This window comes from Flavobacterium bomense, from assembly GCF_003970355.1.
The window spans coordinates 1-16363 of sequence record NZ_RYDJ01000026.1 but is presented as its reverse complement, the minus strand read 5'-3'; the positions used below and the strand labels follow the sequence as shown (position 1 = coordinate 16363).

Here is a 16363-nt window from a genome sequence, read left to right as displayed (position 1 = left end):
ATTGAAGAATTTAACAATCAAATTAATTACAAAAATGTAGCTTAACTTAATGTGCAGTTTTTATTTGCATATCCAGATCCTGTAAAAAAAGCCAAGTACACACAAGACCTTAATTCTTATTTACAAAAAAATTCACATAATATAAGTGCAAGAGAATATGCTAATGACTATATGGAAACCGCTGACAAAGAAAAATATGGCAGATATTTAAAAGAAAAAGATTTTAGAATGTCCGAATTTCCAAAAGATCTAGACTATATAGAAGCTAAAATAAAAACGATTACAATGGTATTCACTAATGACATATCTATAGTTGGTAAAAAAGGAACATTTGAAAAAAATGTAAAACTAGAAAATCAGCAAGACGGAACTACCAAAGCTGAAATAATTTCGACAGTTAAAATGGTACGTTAATGAACGAAGTTCAAGAAATAGTTGATTTATGGAGTTTAGACAAGCCTAATTATGAGATCTTAGGCAAGATAGTTTATTCATTTATTCAAGAAAAGATTACCGATAATGAGATAATACCAGAAGTTCATTACAGGACAAAAGATCTTATAAGTATAATTAAAAAAGTAAAGAAAAAAAAACTTGAAAAAGAATACTCTTATAATCACCTTAATGACAAGCTAGGCATCAGGATAATTTGCAAATTTCAAGAAGAAATGGAAATTATCGATAAATTTATAAAAGAGAATTTCATTGTTGTTAATACTGAATATAAGCATGAACAGCTTGATTTTAATAAACTAGATTACATTTCAAATCATTATGATTCAAAGATTAATTGTTTAAATGAAGAATTTAAGAGTCATACAGATTTTGAACATTTGGTTTTTGAAATTCAAGTCAGAACACTCAATCAACATGCTTGGTCAAATACTTCCCATTCAATATCTTATAAGCAGGAAGCAAACATGCCTCTCAATCTTAAAAGAAAAGTATACCGTTTATTATCATTATATGAGCTTGCAGATGATGAATTTTCAAGTGTAAACCAAGCATTAAAAGATAATGAAAATGATCTAGTATATAAACTACTCCGAAAGCTTGAAGGGAAGTTCTACAAACATGCAAAATTTGATTTTGACAGAGATACGTCTATGAAAGATATTAAAGTAATCCTTAATTATCTTGAAGAGGAAAGTGAAAAGAGAAATTTGATTGAAAATATTGAAAATTTTATTTCTGATAATGAGAAGAAAATAATCAGAATTTTTGATACATATAGAGGTCGATTTCATGAAATTTTACTATTAACTCAACCAGAAATATTTATAATTTGGTACATGCTTCGAAATACACCATTTACCATTGAAGATAATTGGGATAATGACTTTGATATAGAAGACCTTAATCAAGTAAAAACCCTCTGGGGAAATGAATTATAATTTATAAATTCTGAGATTTGACTAACCTCCGGTTTGAGCATTAAGTAACACAAATACTAACACAATACGTCCCGCTAATATCACAACGCTAATGCAAGTAAAGCCAATTAGGTATAAATAAGGTTTGGAAAAAGAAAAGAATTTGTTTTGTAAGCTCCTCTGTCTGGCTTGAGCATTAAGCAACACAGGTGCTAGCGCGATGAGTACCTCTCATGTCCACATGCTTAGTATTTACTATAATAAAAACAAAAAAGCAACATCTTAACTGGGTTGCTTTTATTACTTTACAAGATATCTTGGGATTTGTAATCCATAGCTTAAAATATCTTTTATCATTCAAATTTAATTATTCAATTCGAATCAAACGCTTTACACTTTGTTGCAAATTCAATAAATTATAGATTTGATGTCTTCAGCGGTATGAAATAATTGGGCTTATAATGATATTAATTTTAGGTCTTTATTTGAGAGTGAAGTTTTATTAATCCATGAATGATGATTTTTATAGATAGCTAGCTTGAGATCAAAATGAAAAAATATTGGTGGTTTCTTTGTACATTATAATTTTTTTTGATAATGTGGAAAACCGTAAAGAATAATAAAAATGGTTTTGTACGTTTGGTGCATCTGGTAAAAAACTATGTTATGGCAGAAAGCCTACGTAATTAGAGTAGATTATAACCTCTTTATGGTTAATATAAACAAGTTATGTGTGATTTTAGACGAACCAACATAAACCGAATTATGATAAAATCGAGATATTTACAGGAATTTCAGAAAAGATTTCCAGATGATATTCTGATTTAAGATGAGACAAACTTTGAAGTTACCGATGATGAATATTTTAGCATGTTATCTTGGCATAAATATGTTAAAGAACATTAGATATCATATCGCCTAATGGAAAACTTTTAAATGGAATAATTAAAAAAACAATTCAGTAAGAGAAACTATAAATAATTGGAATCTCTAAAATAATTAAATCATGAGAAAAATATATTTTTTATTGTTATTAATTTTAATAACATCTTGCTCCAGCGACAATACTTTGGTATTTAAGAAGATTGATTATGGCAAAAAATGGCCCTTTTCAGTTAATGAAATAGAAGTTTATTGCTCTGGTTACCAGGGAATTTATTGTAAAACAAATGATGGTAAAATCTATCCTTTAAATGGTTCAGCTAAAGGTGAGTCAAAGGATAATCCATCAGTAAATAGAGTCGAAGAAATTTGGCTAGATGATCCTAAATTCGAAGGATTAAAAATCCCTTACTCTCAATTTATAACCGAAGGACTTAAGCTCTGTGAAAATAAATAAAAACAAGCGCTAACTACAATCGTTAGTTCAGTGTTAATCGAACTACATTTTTCTTAACTTCGTTTTCTCTTAATGTAGAAAATTCAATCGCCAAGCGACGAATGCGCATTGCGCCATACCCTTCGCTGGTAGCATTCTAGGATACCTAGTAGAAATAACTTAAATAAGAATACAGAATTAATTATTATAAAATCAAAACTATTTTACAACAAAATCTAAATTATGGGAAGACAAAGAATTACACCAGCAGACATTTTTTTAGCAATTCTTGCAATATTATTAATAAGCGTCAGTTTTTATCAAACTTGGCTTGGGTTGGAGCAAATTTTTGGACCATCATCATTTATAATTGCATTAGTTTTGTCTCTACTTTTATTGTTCTTAATTTGGATGCTAAGGGAGGCCAAACTAAATGGCGAACCCACTTCCAAATTGATGGGAATTTATATTTTCATTGCTATTTTTTGCTTTATGGCAAACTTCAATGCTTTGTATACGAGATTTATGAAGACTGATATTTTTACAACTGAACTTCGGGATATTAATGAAAATTTCAACAAACTGGAAGCGGAAGTAAATTCTAAATTTAACTATAAATATAATAAGGAAACGACTCAAAATATTGAGATAAAAAAGAAACAACTAGTTCAACAAATTCAAGACAAAGGAAATCCTGGTTTTGGAGAAAGGTCAAAAGCATTAATAAGTGACATTGAAAAATTACTTGGTCAAAGAATTGATATTTTGCAAGTTGTTGGTAAAGATTACGAAGATTTAGCAGAAAGAATGGGGAAACAAATTGATGGAATGGTGTCCGATTTATCGCCAGAAGAAGCCGAATTAAAATCTGATATAAACATAGCCGTTCTAAAATGGAATAAAAAAGTGCAAGAGTTACTATTGCTTTCAAATAAAGAGAAAGATGATGTTTCACAAGGACTAATTGACCAATCATTAACAGAATATAATAAATTAGGAAATAGGGCACATACAATTTTAGGAGACGATAAATTTAAATTTGAAATAGTAACCTCCAAAACACAAGAGGTTGGAAAAATTGGATATGCCTTTGGTCATGCAATTAAAAATTTCGGTGTTTATCAATTTGTTGTATTATTAGGTTGTTTGTTGTTAGATTTTATCATTCCAATAATTGTAATTTTAGTTACAAAAACTAAGTCAAATGATGGCAATAATCATTTTAACGGAAGTGTATTTACAACAAAAAGAAAAAGCAATGTTTTAATCCCAAATAATTAATTTATGAGTCCTGAAAATGAATTTTTGAAACCTATTGGAGAAAACACGATCACTGAAAAAGACAATTTTGTACCAATTTCGCAAACCACAACTCAACAAATAAAATCAAAAGACAGTAATTTTATTTTCTTTTTTGGGACAGGAGGCTCAGGAAAATCAGTCATTTTAGCGTCAATGCTTTATTATATGAGTTCTCAATCTGGTGCAATTCGTCCAAAACTGAACACACCAAATACGAAAGAAGCTGAAATTTTACTATATGATTTTCTGGATAATTTAAGACAAGGCATTTTGCCGGAAAGGTCTTTTAGAGATAAAGTAACAAGATTAGATTTAGTATTTGAACCAAATAATAAATCTAAAAAAGTAAATCCAATTAACTTAACATTCTTAGAAACTTCTGGGGAGAATCATTATGAAATCAAAAGAGGTGGACATTATCACAGTAGTATTGAAGAATATTTAAGTGCTAATATTCCTTTAAATTTCATTTTAGTAACTGGTTATGACACTTCACATCAGGATGACGCATTAATAGTTACTTTTTTAAATGAATTAGAGAGAAAAGGTAAGAGTTTAAAATCTGTAAACGCAATATTAGTAGTTTCAAAATGGGACAAATCAGGTTCAACGGGCGTTGCAAGTCCAGAACAATTGGAGCATTTTGTAAACGAAAGACTTCCAATGACAAGTCAAAGGTTACATACTTACGGCTTAAATATGACTTACTTCACAATTGGGAATGTTGAAATAAATGCAAAAGGCGAGGAAAGATTAACTTCATTAAATTTACAGACTGCACAAGTATTAACAGAATGGTTATATTCAAGTATTACAGGTATTGATATAAATTATGAAGGAACATTTTGGGAAAGGCTTTTCAATTAAAAATTAAATTAATGAAAGACAAAATAGACATTGGGGCAATTGGCACATTTGGTTTGCCTCATGGTTGCACGCAATCAGGATTTTACAATGGCAAAATAAAAACTCGTAATAAATCATTAGACTTAAATGCTAATGCAATAAAAATTTTTCCTGACACCATTTTACATATTATTAGAAGAGAAGTTATATCCAATGAACCAAGTATAATTTTTGGAAAATATAGTTTTGCAAAAGAAAGAAATTCTAATCGTGGAGGAACTTTTATAGGTTCTTTCATAAGTTTTTACAATTGTTTTGCAAATTCAAACCAAATATATAGCCTGCTAAATGAGTTTCATAGTAATTTAATAGAAAATGAAAACAATATTTTAAATTCTATTTTACAGGTTTCACATTCAAGTGAATTGCAAGTTAAACTTCCTAAAGATTTTGAAAAAATCAATGAAAATTTAAACTCTTTAAATGGAACAGAATATTTTAGTAATGCTATTTCTCAAAATCAAAATTTTGTAGTTTATTCCGAAGTATCAACAGAAGATAAAATTGTAAAATTTTTTCAAAACTGTCTTGAATTTTTTCCAAATAATGAAACTATTTACTTTACACAAAACAGAGAAATTGCAGAATTTGTAAACGAAAAACGTTTGCTAAAAATTCAAACTTATAATGATTTTGAAAAAGAAATTGAAAACATTAAAATTAAAAAAGTTGAAGAATTAAATCGAATTGAAGCATTAAGAATTGAAGAGCAAAAAAGATTAGAAGAGCAAAAAAGATTAGAAGAGCAAAAAAAAGAAGCACAAAGAAAAATTGACGAACAAAAAAGAAAAGAGCAAGAAGAAATTAGCCGAATTCTTAAAAAGCGAGAAACACCACAACATCAATTAAAATTTGATTTACAAAAAAGTATAATAAGTGACTACAATAAACTTTTAGATTGTTATAACGATTTAGAAAAAAAAAATGATAGTATAAAACACACACCAAATGTTACATTTCAAAATAACACTGTAACCCCCCACACTAATCATTCTAAAGAACAAAGACCAAATAGTAATAATAAAAAATTGCTTTTTTATATAATTATTCCAATTATTTGTGTTTCATTATTAGTTTCAAATATTTTTTTTATATTTTTTCAAAAACCTAAAATTGAATATATAAGTTCCCCAGTAGAAATTAAAAGTTCAAATGAAGGGCAAAATATTAATCTTAATCCAATTCCAAACAGCGAATTAAGCCAATCAGATAAAAAATTATTGTTTCAAAACTCTATTAAAGGAAAAAAAATTGGCGAAATAGTAAACATTATTTTTGAGAATAATCCAACTGAAATTTTAAAAGTATATTCATATCAAAAGGATTTGTATCAAAATAATTTATACAAGTTGAATGAAAAACATTTTAAAACAGGTAACGACACAATTTGTATTAATGATAGTATTAGTAAGGTTCCATCATTTAAAATTAAATCAAATTGAAATATTTATTCATTCTTTTTATTGCTTTAGTTTCTTGCAAACATCCGGAAAGTGAATCTTTAAGTAGAGATAGTATTCGATCGTCAATTTCAATAATTGATAGTTTGCAAGAAAATGATATCCAAAGAAATACTGAAGAAAATCAGTACAAAGTAATTGGTATTATAGATGGTGATACGTACGACATTTTAAAGAACAATAAATCTGAAAGAATAAGAGTTGATGGAATTGACGCCCCAGAAAAAGGGATGCCTTTTTATAAAGTTTCAAAAAAACATCTATCAAATCTCATTTATAGTAAATATGTTAGGATAGAATTTGAGAAAAAAGACAGATACGGAAGATGGGTTGCAAAAGGATATATTGATGATTCAGACATATCAGAGGAAATGATAAAAGCAGGAATGGCTTGGCATTTTAAAAAATATTCGGATAATGAAATTTTAAGTAATCTAGAAATTAAAGCAAGAAATTTTAAATTAGGACTTTGGCAAGAAACTACTCCAGTTGAACCGTGGGAAGTTCGAAAATTGCACAAAAACGGAATTTCGACAAAAGAGAGATTTGAAAACAAAATTGCCGAATAATGCCATCGGTAGAATTACCATTTCGTGTCACGTTTTCATCAGACAGAAAATACTAGTTTACGTAATTCCTGCCTGAAGTGACAACAAGAAATGAAAAATATCTCATAGCACTGCTCCAAATAGAATATATTATTTAGAAGCAGTACAGAGTGAGCATTTTTGTTCTTTGCATTACAAAAAACTCAATCAAGTTTTCTTTTTTTGAGAACTTAATTTGAACAGACTGCTTTTAAATCGGTTTCTAATTGCTCAATTGTGCTCCATTCTGAACAATTTACTGGGAAAGGTTCTGAATGGTCAATTAACGATTTGAACAATTGCTCTATAATTGCAAATTTATGCTGATCCGTTGAAATACTTTGTAATGCATTATATGGCTTATTCATCTTAATCTCTTCTCCAAAGTATGCTTCTTCAAAATTTGGAAGAGACGCGAGTAAACGTACTTTAGTGCCTTCTGGACTCGCAGCTACCGAATTCAAAATGTTCGGATTGTTTCCCCAAGCTGGACTCTTTTTAATGCCATCTTTTGCTAAAACCCGATCTGAATCATGCAAAACTGAATAATTTGCGCCGAATTGATTTAAAATTTTTACAAGCGATACAATTGTAGCTTTTCCTCGTGCTCTAATAATATGGACATCTTTATATAGCTCTGGTTTTTTATTCTTTATGTAGTTGAATGCAGTATATTCTGTATCACCCTCAACAATTATTACTTTTCCCCCGAAAAAAAATTCAGCGACGTATGGATCGCAAAGATTAAGTAATTTAAGATTTGCCATGTCATCAGCGTCGAGTTTAGCCTTTTTGGGTCTAAAAACTGTAGTCCCCTTAATTTCTCCAGCATCGTTCTTCTCAACACGCACAATGCTTGTGTTATTTCGGGAAAAATCAATAAAAACAGGTGAATGCGTTGTTACCATTACTTGCCAATTTCCACCCGTAGGCAAACTATAAAGTACATTACACGCTTCGCGTATGGCATTAGGATGTAAACAAATTTCAGGTTCATCCAATAGTAGCAAATGAGGCCTGCTTGGTTTGCCGTCATCTCTTACTTTCTGATTTATTTCAGCAACGTATTTAAGTGCAGTCCAAAGTAGTGTACGTCTTGCACCACTTCCCTGTTTTTCAATAGAACTTTGATAACCACCTTTCGGCCCCATAGTCAAATCTGCATCAGGTGAAAGGAACTTGAGATCAATTTGTTCACTTACCTTAGCATCAAAATTAATTTCATAATTTGGAAAAATATTTGAAATCAAATTTGAAAGTTCAACATTTGCTCTATCTATTTGTTCGCGTGACTCATCCACAATTTTACTTTGCAACTGCCCTACTTTTTGCAAAAGTTGTTGGTACTCATTTTCTGCATCAGCATCAGCTGCCTGCATATTCTTTATTTTGTCTTGTATTCCCGACAGAATAATTTTTTTTATAGCATCAGTCTGAGATTCAGGAGTATCAAATGCTTTCACTGAATGCGGGTCGGGTCTTCTTAAATTCGCAATATTTGGAGGGCCAAAAGGAAAACTTTTTTCATGCCAATCATCAATAGTAGTATCCCACCCTTGTCTCTTAGGATAAATACCCTCTTTTTCCCAAGTCCATTTTTCCTTTACCAACCAACCATCTTCAAATTCTTGAATCCACTGATCACCTACTCTTTCATCATAAATTACAGTATGTAATTCGATCTGAGGCAGATTGTTTTCATCTAATTTTCTATTTGGAAAATCATCGATTGTTAATTTAGAAGCATTTGAACCATCTGACATTGCAATTTCATAAGCACGGAGTAATGAACTTTTTCCCACATTATTCGGGCCAACAAGAACAACAATTTCATCCAAATCAATTTCAACACCTGTAGATCCTATACAACGAAAATTCTTTACAATTAATTTTGTCAGCCTTGGTCTAGGCATTGATAACATTATTTCTTCCTCTCCAGTATTTTTTTTTGCCATAATTTAATTTAAAATTTTAATTAGACTTTTGATATTGTATCTATTGCTTTTTCATTTTTTTACTATTATTAGACCTTTTAGTTTTTGAGGAAACAGTTTTCTTTTTGCTTATAGGCGCACAAACACCGCAGGTTCCTCCTTCTTTGGCACAGTGTTTACAACCCGAACAATTTTTACATGCTGAACAATATTCAGAACCGGAACATCCCCTGCTCTCACAGGTTGAAGCAATTAATTTTTCCGAAGTGGTTTGACCTGAAATGGTCCAAGTAAAAAGGAAAAATAAAAAGGAGTATAAAAATATTTTCATAATAATATTATTTTAAGATTTGATAAAATAGTGCGCCAAAACTGAAGTAGATAATAACCGTCAAAAGACATCCACTTGATTTTGATGAATTAAATGATTTTCTATAAGAAACACCAGACACCCCGGTCCTTACCGAGAAAGCCTTGTTACTAATCGTTCCGCCTTTAGTCCTTAGACTCGGAGAAATTCCTGATTTGCTTATATTCAAACCAAGTCCTCCTCCAAGCTTAATTCTTTTTTGAAATCGAAAGCCCATCACTTGAATCCTAAGTGGTATGACATTCATTAGAACATGTTCTGCATCCGTTGGATTTAGGATAGGTTCTCTTTGCTTCTACAACTGCCGGTTTACAATTTGAATATTCTCCCAAATATTTTCTATTTTCTGAGTTTGGAAGATAGCTACAATCTTCATTATGCACTTCATGGTCACCGTTTAATTGTGCATTTTTGTTCACATAATACTTTTTCATACTTTTTAATTTAATAATTTGTTTCAAATATAAAACCATTAAAATTCAACACCTTACGGTAAACCGTAATCCAACTCATTATTTCATTTGAGCCATAAAAAAAGCCCCCGAAGGAGCTAGAATGTGAAGAATAAATGTGGGTTGCTAGGAGTGAAACTTTAAATAATTCCTAAATCCTTGGCTATTGCTACAAGATGTACCGTATTATTTGCTTTGAAATAAATTTTGAGTTTATTGATATGTTTTTCAATAGAACTTTTACTGTTAGGACCTATGCCTTCTTTTTTAAATTCCAATTCTATATTTTCTTGAGATATTCCTATAGAGAGATACTTGATTAACTGCACGTCATAATTATCTATTTCACTTGTAGCCCTATCTTGAAGCAGATACAACAATTCAGGAGAAATATTTTCTTTTTCATCATTGTAGGTTTTTTGAATAGCTCTTTTAAGGTCGTATATTGTGTTTCTTCCTTTTATTACATAGCCATCTATATTAAGCTCGTCAAATAGTAATTTGACACGATGTGCTCTGTCTTCAATAGAAAAAACAATTATTTTAATGTTAGGACACTGCTTTTTAACCGCAGCTATCAGTTCTTCTCCCGAATTGAGTTGGTTCAATTGGTGATCCGCTTTAAAGGACAAATCAGAAATAAGCAGTTGAAAAGGAGCACCGTCTAAATGTGCTTTTTTAACCTTTAACAAAGCTTCATCACAATATTTTGCATATTGAATTTCAAGAACATTCAGTTCATTTAGTATCTGGGCAGCACCCAAATCATTAAAATCAATATCATCCGCAATTAAAACTTTTGTAAACATATTTATATATTATTTTGGAACTAAAATTTTAGCTTTGAAACCTTTATTGGTTTGAGAATCAAAAGTAAGTATTCCATTTACCGTATGAATACGGTTTTCCGCATTCTGGAGACCATTTTTTAAAATTAGTTTTTCTGAAAAACCAATTCCATTATCTGAATAGTCAATTTTAAGAGAATTTTGTTCCATATCAAAACCAATGACCACAAAACTGGCTTGACTGTATTTTTTCATATTAACCATAAGTTCTTGTAATACTCTTTGTATAGCGATCTTTTTTTCCGTTTGAACTTTTGACCAATCTATTGGGGTACCATTTTTAATAATAACTTCGGTACTACTACTTTTATAGCTATTGAGCATTTGTTTTAAATTCTGTTCAAAACGTTCTCCTGTTTCTATAGGACTATTCGCTTTAGAAAAATTTCGGGTCCTAATATATATTTTATCAAGATTATCTAAAAGAGTTTCTTTTTTTATCGGATTCTGTAAATCTTGAGTTCCAGCAAAAGTCATGGCATAAAAAACATCATTAGCCAATTCATCATGAAGTTCTTTAGAAATTCGGGTTTCGGTACTATAACTTGCCTCTAAGCGTTCACGTTTGGTTTTACTTTTATAGTAATTGATTATAAGTACAATCCCGCCGAGCAGTGTAAAAAATCCAAAAAACAACAGGTACTTTTGGTTCTTTTGCGTTTCAAGTTCCAAAAGGGTTTCCGCTCTTTGTCCCTTATATTTGATGCTTTCCAGGTTGGCTTTCCTAGAATCATATCTAATTTTAGCAAATTGATTTTTAGCATTATTTCGTGCTTTTTTAATACTATCATTTAAATTCACAAACAAAATGGCGTAAATATTTTCTCCTTTTTCTTGATTATGTGACATTAAAAATGCCAAAGCTTCCAATCGTTCGTCAATACTTTGCCGTTTCGTTGCTTCATCATAAGCATATAAAGCATTTACTTTCGATTTTTGGTAATCTTTATTTTGATAGTAATCGGCTAAATGCAAATAGCTTTCAATACTTCCATAGGAATCGTTAATGCTAGTTCTGATTGCTAAAGCCTGATTCATTAAAGCTAGTCCCTTTGGAATCTGATTGTCTTTATAATAAGCAAACCCCAAATTATCAGTAATGATGGCTTTTTTATACGGTAGTGTATCTAAAACATTCAATTTTAAAAGTGGCCCTAAAAGAATAATCGCATCCTTATATTTTTTTTGTTCTATATACACGTTAGCTATATTATTAAGGGGCGTTACCCTTAATAGTGAATCGCTCACAGTTTCTAAGATTTTATTGTAATAAAAAACGGCATCATCATAATTCTTTAGCTCTTTCGCCGAGATACCAAATAAATTATTTGCAGCTACCTGATATTGTAAATTATCATGCATATAAGGTAACGCCTCGGTCAGCGTTTCTTCACTGTTACTATAATCCCCAAATGTCTGCTGGATTCGTGCCAACTGAATTAACGTGTAAGCAGAGTATGTGCTGTCTTTTTCAGTTTCAAATATCTCTTTTGATTTATTGTAATAATAATAGGCACTATCAAATCTTTTTGCATTGTAATAAGAATCCCCTAAATTGGCGAATTTCTTAGCAAGGATACTTTTAGCCGTTTCTCTATTTTTAACATTCACAGAAGTTGTTACTGTCCCTTTTTGGCAAGATAAAATTGCAAATAACAACAATAAAACTAAAATCGGGGAACGCACCATACAATGTTACTTTCCCCGAAATTAGTAATTAATTATAAGCAAGGACTTATAATTAAGGTTTTTTTGGTGGTGTAATAATAATTACGTCGTCTCCAGGGCCGTCACTAGCCATTGGAGTATTTGTATTAGACAAGGGACTAGTATAACTTTGATTGAATTTCTGATCTGTTTTTTGAACTCCAAAATCTTTTGCTTGCGCACTTGCACTATCAATCGCATCAGCATCACATGAAACCATAACTAAGCCCGATACTGCCATAGCAGCTGTAAAAAATATTTTTTTCATTACTTTAATTGTTAAAAATTTGACTTAGGTTTGGCCGTTCGATATCTTTTATCGAATAATTAGTAAAGGCCAAACCATTAAAATGAGAACAGTTTTTTTGGTTGCGGGAAGTAAAGTGGGCTCTTACGGAATCATTTAATTATACTTCCCGGAATAAAAATTCTCTTCTGTATAGCCTCACTTTTATAGAAGTAGTTTTGTACATTTGTCCGTATCGCGAAATAGAACAAGAACTAATTCTGAAGCAAAGTAATGATGCTCCTGCAGTAAAATTGATCCGGAATTCCTATGATTCCCAGCAATACCGAGGATTCCTGAAAATTCCTAAAAATTCCTTTAAGCTTATGATGAAAAATACTTTAGAAGATTATAAAGCAGCGGTTAAATTGAAGTATGAGATTGAAAAGGTTGGCATTCATTCCAGTTTTTTGCTGAACCCTTCTCGTGCTAAATTGCGAAAATTGTGTGGTGAGTTATTTAAGAATAATGCTAACGCTGATGATTTAAAAAGCTTTTCTGCTTTTTTTCAATTTGATTTTATTTTAAATTGCTCCAACAAATTGAAAGACCAAACAGATAAATTCAGGCCTATTGAGACATTTTTTAAAGGAGAGACTGATTTAACTGATATTGAAGCAGTAAATATTGCAGCAATACTAGTCGATTTTAATCCGCGACCTTACCTAAAATTCTCAAGACTGGAGGCTCTTAAAAAAGAGAATACCTCCATTGCTAGTATTGAAAGTATAGATAAAGAAGATGTTGCTGGAGCATCTACGATTATTAAAAATAACAGCATTAGTCTCGACCAATCAATGAAACCATCATCCTTGGAAAAGAAAGATTTAAATATTTTTCAAAAAAAGCTATTTATTCCTGGACTGATAATAGTTACAATGTTGTGTGGTTTTGGTTATGTTTTTTTGCCAAAAAAAGAGTGCATGCAATGGCAAAAAGACCATTTTGAAGCAGTTGTTTGTGAAACTAAAGCAAATGGTATAGTAAACTTGTATTCAACGATGCCTCTAAATAAAAATATGCTGAGTTTTAGAAAGATTGAAATTTGTGATACCACAACCTTTTTTAAACATGATAAACCAATATTGTGGTATTGTAAAACTGGAGATCATTTGGATTTTTTTAATGGACCAGGTTTTAACCCTGAAAATGAAAAACCTTTAAAACCGATTACCCAATATATGATTGATAAATATATTAAGTAAACCCGATAGTATAGGTTTGCAGTCCGTGAAAGTTCTCGATAAGAAAATGCCTCCGATGATTTTTGGGATAAAAACATTCAGGCTTGAAATCGAAGATTCATGAATACAAAAAACAATAATAACCCATGAATATTTTATTGTTACTTTTTTTTCATCAAGACAAATCGAAGATTCAGCCACCCGAGCGAAGCGAACAGGCGAAGCAAACTCCACTTATAATAAAAGTTAAGTGAGCTAAAAAAGCAAAGATTTTCTTCATCAACCAACCAAAAAAAATCAACAACAATAAACTAACAATAATGTCTTTTAAACCGCCCTGATAGTTGCCATACAAAAAAATCACGGTAAGGATTTTAGCATTTGCCTCAAGGAGTAACCCAAGAGTTGAGTGATAGAGTAAAACTTCACTTCTCCACGCCCTTAAATAAAAAGCATAGAAAAACAACGAGGAAGTGAAGTGGCAGGACGAATGGCTCGGGGTGCGGAACGGAACTTCAAGGTAGTTTTCAAGCTTTTTATTTGCAGGCTTGATTTTTTTGTTACTTTTTTCATCAAGGAAAAAAGTAAAGATTTTTCTTCATCAACAAAAAACTTGTATGCACAGTCTCACCCCAGCTGGCTTGAGCATTAAGTAACACAGGTGCTGGCGCGAGCGTCTCGCTCGTGCACGCAATCCGAGTTTTTACAGTAATATAAACAAAAGCAACCTCTTGACTGGTTGCTTTCTTGTTTTAATGGAAATTTTGTAATTTTCAATTCATAGAATAAATATTTTTCCCACTTAAAATTAAGTTCTTAATTCCAGAATCACACACGAGACTGTTTTTTTACTACTATTCTAAAATTATAGATTTGAGAGCTTAAGCAAAGCTGTAATAACAATAGAGTGGTATGAAATAATTGGGCTTATAATGATATTAATTTTAGGTCTTTATTTGAGAGTGAAGTTTTATTAATCCATGAATGATGATTTTTATAGATAGCTAGCTTGAGATCAAAATGAAAAAATATTGGTGGTTTCTTTGTACATTATAATTTTTTTTGATAATGTGGAAAACCGTAAAGAATAATAAAAATGGTTTTGTACGTTTGGTGCATCTGGTAAAAAACTATGTTATGGCAGAAAGCCTACGTAATTAGAGTAGATTATAACCACTTTATGGTTAATATATACAAGTTAGCGGTAATACTGCCGAGCGAAAACGTAAAAACATAACCAACAAACAATTTATATGAAAATAAAATTAGCATTAATTATTATTCTATTTGGAATTTCAACACATCAAGCACAAGATAAAATAACTGTAGCTATTGGTTCAAAAAGTACATTTATTGAAACATATAATAAAAACTCTTGGTCTGAAGATTTTACACTTGATGAAGCGTATAGATTAGGTCCAACTAGTGTTAAAACATTAAAAGACGGTGTAAAAACATCATTAAAATGGATAGATTTAAATAATTCCCATTATAAAACTTTCCAAAAAGAAATTTGTCGATTTAAAACAATGGAAAAAGAACTTTTTAAGTTCCATGGTTATGTTGATGAGTTTGCAAAAGAAATGACTATGATATTTTATGGTGAATCTGACGGTTCTTTTAAAATTGAAATAAAACCATACAATTCATATTCTGTATTTATAACATTCCCTGATTTAGAAAGGTTAAAAAGATTTAAAGATTTATTAGATGGTAAATCCGCCAATAATGAAATTGATGATATATTTAAAAAATAATGCAAATTCAAAATAACCATGAAGAATACTAAAATTATAGCAATTGTTACTTTTTTAATCATTTTCGCATTGCCATCAAAGTTTTACGGACAATCAGATGCAAATCAAAAAGCAAAAGAAGGTGCTAATTTTATTTGTGATTGTACAAAAAAATCACTCGACAAGAATGGAATTAATACCTCAAAATTGGCGGAAATATATAACTCTTATCAATTAAAAGGTTCTCTTTTAAGCAAATATAATGCTGATGTGAAAAAAATTAATAATCAAATGAACTTAAAATATTCATTGGTTGAAGCCGACATTTATTTATGTAGAGATAAGTTCAGACAGCAATATAGTAATTATCTAAAAAATAAAACTTTTTTAGACAAAATGCAAACGATAATAAACACTAATCCATTTACAAATGGCTCAAAACTAATTAAAAATTTAGCTTCGAATTTATAAAATGAAAACTAAAATTTTAAAAATCGTTTTAAATATATTTTTGATTTTACAATCATTGAGTATATATTCTCAAGATTTTGAACCAAGAGGTCGTTATTATCCAGAAGACGAAAACATTGGACTTCCTTCGCTTGGATTAGCTGGCAAGAGTCTTATAATCGGTGCTGTATTATTTCTTATAGGTTGGATTATTTCTAAAATTAAAAAGGATGAAAATGGAAATAGTGGTTCTACTTTTGGAGGTTGTTTAATTATGCTTGGTATTATTTGTGCAATTCCAGCTCTAGCTTGGGTTCAAGCTATTGGTGCATCTATTTATATTATTGGCGTTATAGCTTTGGTGATAATTGGTATGGACATGCTAACTTAGCCATCACATTAAGTTAAGAAATAATCTTAATTTTAGCCTATGAAACAAGTCCGCAAAAT

19 protein-coding genes are annotated in these 16363 nt (G+C 30.5%); 11 read left to right on the top strand and 8 right to left on the bottom strand.

All coding sequences use genetic code 11. The annotated features are described in order from the left end of the window. Positions 1 to 51 precede the first annotated feature (51 nt). The 7 genes from EKL98_RS15030 to EKL98_RS15000 all read left to right on the top strand — a co-directional run bounded on the left by EKL98_RS15030 (position 52) and on the right by EKL98_RS15000 (position 6928). Complete coding sequence (locus tag EKL98_RS15030; RefSeq protein WP_126563040.1) at positions 52 to 414, top strand: hypothetical protein; 363 nt, start codon at positions 52 to 54, stop codon at positions 412 to 414. Continuing rightward, entirely contained in the window at positions 414 to 1394 is a 981-nt protein-coding gene (locus EKL98_RS15025) for a RelA/SpoT domain-containing protein (protein WP_126563039.1), read from the top strand. Before EKL98_RS15030 ends, EKL98_RS15025 begins: the two co-directional genes overlap by 1 nt. Before the next feature lie 985 nt (positions 1395 to 2379). Continuing rightward, positions 2380 to 2712 carry a DUF2511 domain-containing protein gene (locus EKL98_RS15020; protein ID WP_126563038.1) on the top strand — a complete coding sequence of 111 codons (333 nt, stop codon included), beginning with the start codon at positions 2380 to 2382 and terminating at the stop codon, positions 2710 to 2712. A gap of 435 nt (positions 2713 to 3147) precedes the next feature. Next, positions 3148 to 3972: a hypothetical protein gene (locus EKL98_RS15015; protein ID WP_126563037.1), complete on the top strand. Its 825-nt coding sequence runs from the start codon at positions 3148 to 3150 to the stop codon at positions 3970 to 3972. Positions 3973 to 3975: 3 nt separating this feature from the next. Next, complete coding sequence (locus EKL98_RS15010) at positions 3976 to 4860, top strand: hypothetical protein (protein WP_126563036.1); 885 nt, start codon at positions 3976 to 3978, stop codon at positions 4858 to 4860. An 11-nt stretch (positions 4861 to 4871) separates the two neighbouring features. Further along, positions 4872 to 6341 carry a hypothetical protein gene (locus EKL98_RS15005; protein ID WP_126563035.1) on the top strand — a complete coding sequence of 490 codons (1470 nt, stop codon included), beginning with the start codon at positions 4872 to 4874 and terminating at the stop codon, positions 6339 to 6341. Continuing rightward, positions 6338 to 6928 (top strand): thermonuclease family protein, encoded by a 591-nt coding sequence (locus EKL98_RS15000; protein WP_126563034.1) that lies wholly within the window; start codon positions 6338 to 6340, stop codon positions 6926 to 6928. Before EKL98_RS15005 ends, EKL98_RS15000 begins: the two co-directional genes overlap by 4 nt. 209 nt (positions 6929 to 7137) lie before the next feature. Here EKL98_RS15000 and EKL98_RS14995 read toward each other — a convergent pair whose 3' ends face one another. From EKL98_RS14995 to EKL98_RS14965, 7 genes are all read right to left on the bottom strand, one after another. Then, positions 7138 to 8901 carry an ATP-dependent nuclease gene (locus EKL98_RS14995; protein WP_126563033.1) on the bottom strand — a complete coding sequence of 588 codons (1764 nt, stop codon included), beginning with the start codon at positions 8899 to 8901 and terminating at the stop codon, positions 7138 to 7140. Between the two features lie 40 nt (positions 8902 to 8941). After that, positions 8942 to 9211 carry a hypothetical protein gene (locus EKL98_RS14990; protein WP_126563032.1) on the bottom strand — a complete coding sequence of 90 codons (270 nt, stop codon included), beginning with the start codon at positions 9209 to 9211 and terminating at the stop codon, positions 8942 to 8944. A 7-nt stretch (positions 9212 to 9218) separates the two neighbouring features. Next, the gene (locus EKL98_RS14985) at positions 9219 to 9497 is read right to left on the bottom strand and encodes a DUF4236 domain-containing protein (RefSeq protein ID WP_126563031.1); all 279 of its coding nucleotides are present in this window, start codon (positions 9495 to 9497) and stop codon (positions 9219 to 9221) included. After that, positions 9478 to 9684 carry a hypothetical protein gene (locus EKL98_RS18180; RefSeq protein WP_126563030.1) on the bottom strand — a complete coding sequence of 69 codons (207 nt, stop codon included), beginning with the start codon at positions 9682 to 9684 and terminating at the stop codon, positions 9478 to 9480. Before EKL98_RS18180 ends, EKL98_RS14985 begins: the two co-directional genes overlap by 20 nt. A gap of 158 nt (positions 9685 to 9842) precedes the next feature. Next, positions 9843 to 10511 (bottom strand): response regulator transcription factor, encoded by a 669-nt coding sequence (locus tag EKL98_RS14975; RefSeq protein WP_126563029.1) that lies wholly within the window; start codon positions 10509 to 10511, stop codon positions 9843 to 9845. A 9-nt stretch (positions 10512 to 10520) separates the two neighbouring features. Beyond that, positions 10521 to 12161 carry a tetratricopeptide repeat-containing sensor histidine kinase gene (locus tag EKL98_RS14970; protein ID WP_233588589.1) on the bottom strand — a complete coding sequence of 547 codons (1641 nt, stop codon included), beginning with the start codon at positions 12159 to 12161 and terminating at the stop codon, positions 10521 to 10523. A 130-nt stretch (positions 12162 to 12291) separates the two neighbouring features. After that, positions 12292 to 12525, bottom strand: a complete 234-nt coding sequence (locus EKL98_RS14965; RefSeq protein ID WP_126563027.1) for a hypothetical protein — start codon at positions 12523 to 12525, stop codon at positions 12292 to 12294. 344 nt (positions 12526 to 12869) lie between these two features. Here EKL98_RS14965 and EKL98_RS14960 point away from each other — a divergent pair, with 344 nt between their 5' ends. Further along, the gene (locus EKL98_RS14960) at positions 12870 to 13748 is read left to right on the top strand and encodes a hypothetical protein (protein WP_126563026.1); all 879 of its coding nucleotides are present in this window, start codon (positions 12870 to 12872) and stop codon (positions 13746 to 13748) included. 420 nt (positions 13749 to 14168) lie between these two features. On the opposite strand, the gene EKL98_RS18455 is transcribed toward EKL98_RS14960, so the two are convergent. Continuing rightward, complete coding sequence (locus tag EKL98_RS18455; RefSeq protein ID WP_262706932.1) at positions 14169 to 14300, bottom strand: hypothetical protein; 132 nt, start codon at positions 14298 to 14300, stop codon at positions 14169 to 14171. A gap of 680 nt (positions 14301 to 14980) precedes the next feature. Between EKL98_RS18455 and EKL98_RS14955 the strand changes: the two genes are divergently transcribed. The 3 genes from EKL98_RS14955 to EKL98_RS14945 are packed head-to-tail and all read left to right on the top strand — an operon-like array spanning position 14981 to position 16304. Next, complete coding sequence (locus tag EKL98_RS14955) at positions 14981 to 15484, top strand: Ntn hydrolase family protein (protein WP_126563025.1); 504 nt, start codon at positions 14981 to 14983, stop codon at positions 15482 to 15484. Positions 15485 to 15502: 18 nt separating this feature from the next. After that, positions 15503 to 15934: a hypothetical protein gene (locus tag EKL98_RS14950; protein ID WP_126563024.1), complete on the top strand. Its 432-nt coding sequence runs from the start codon at positions 15503 to 15505 to the stop codon at positions 15932 to 15934. A 1-nt stretch (position 15935) separates the two neighbouring features. After that, positions 15936 to 16304: a hypothetical protein gene (locus tag EKL98_RS14945; RefSeq protein ID WP_126563023.1), complete on the top strand. Its 369-nt coding sequence runs from the start codon at positions 15936 to 15938 to the stop codon at positions 16302 to 16304. Positions 16305 to 16363: the final 59 nt, after the last annotated feature.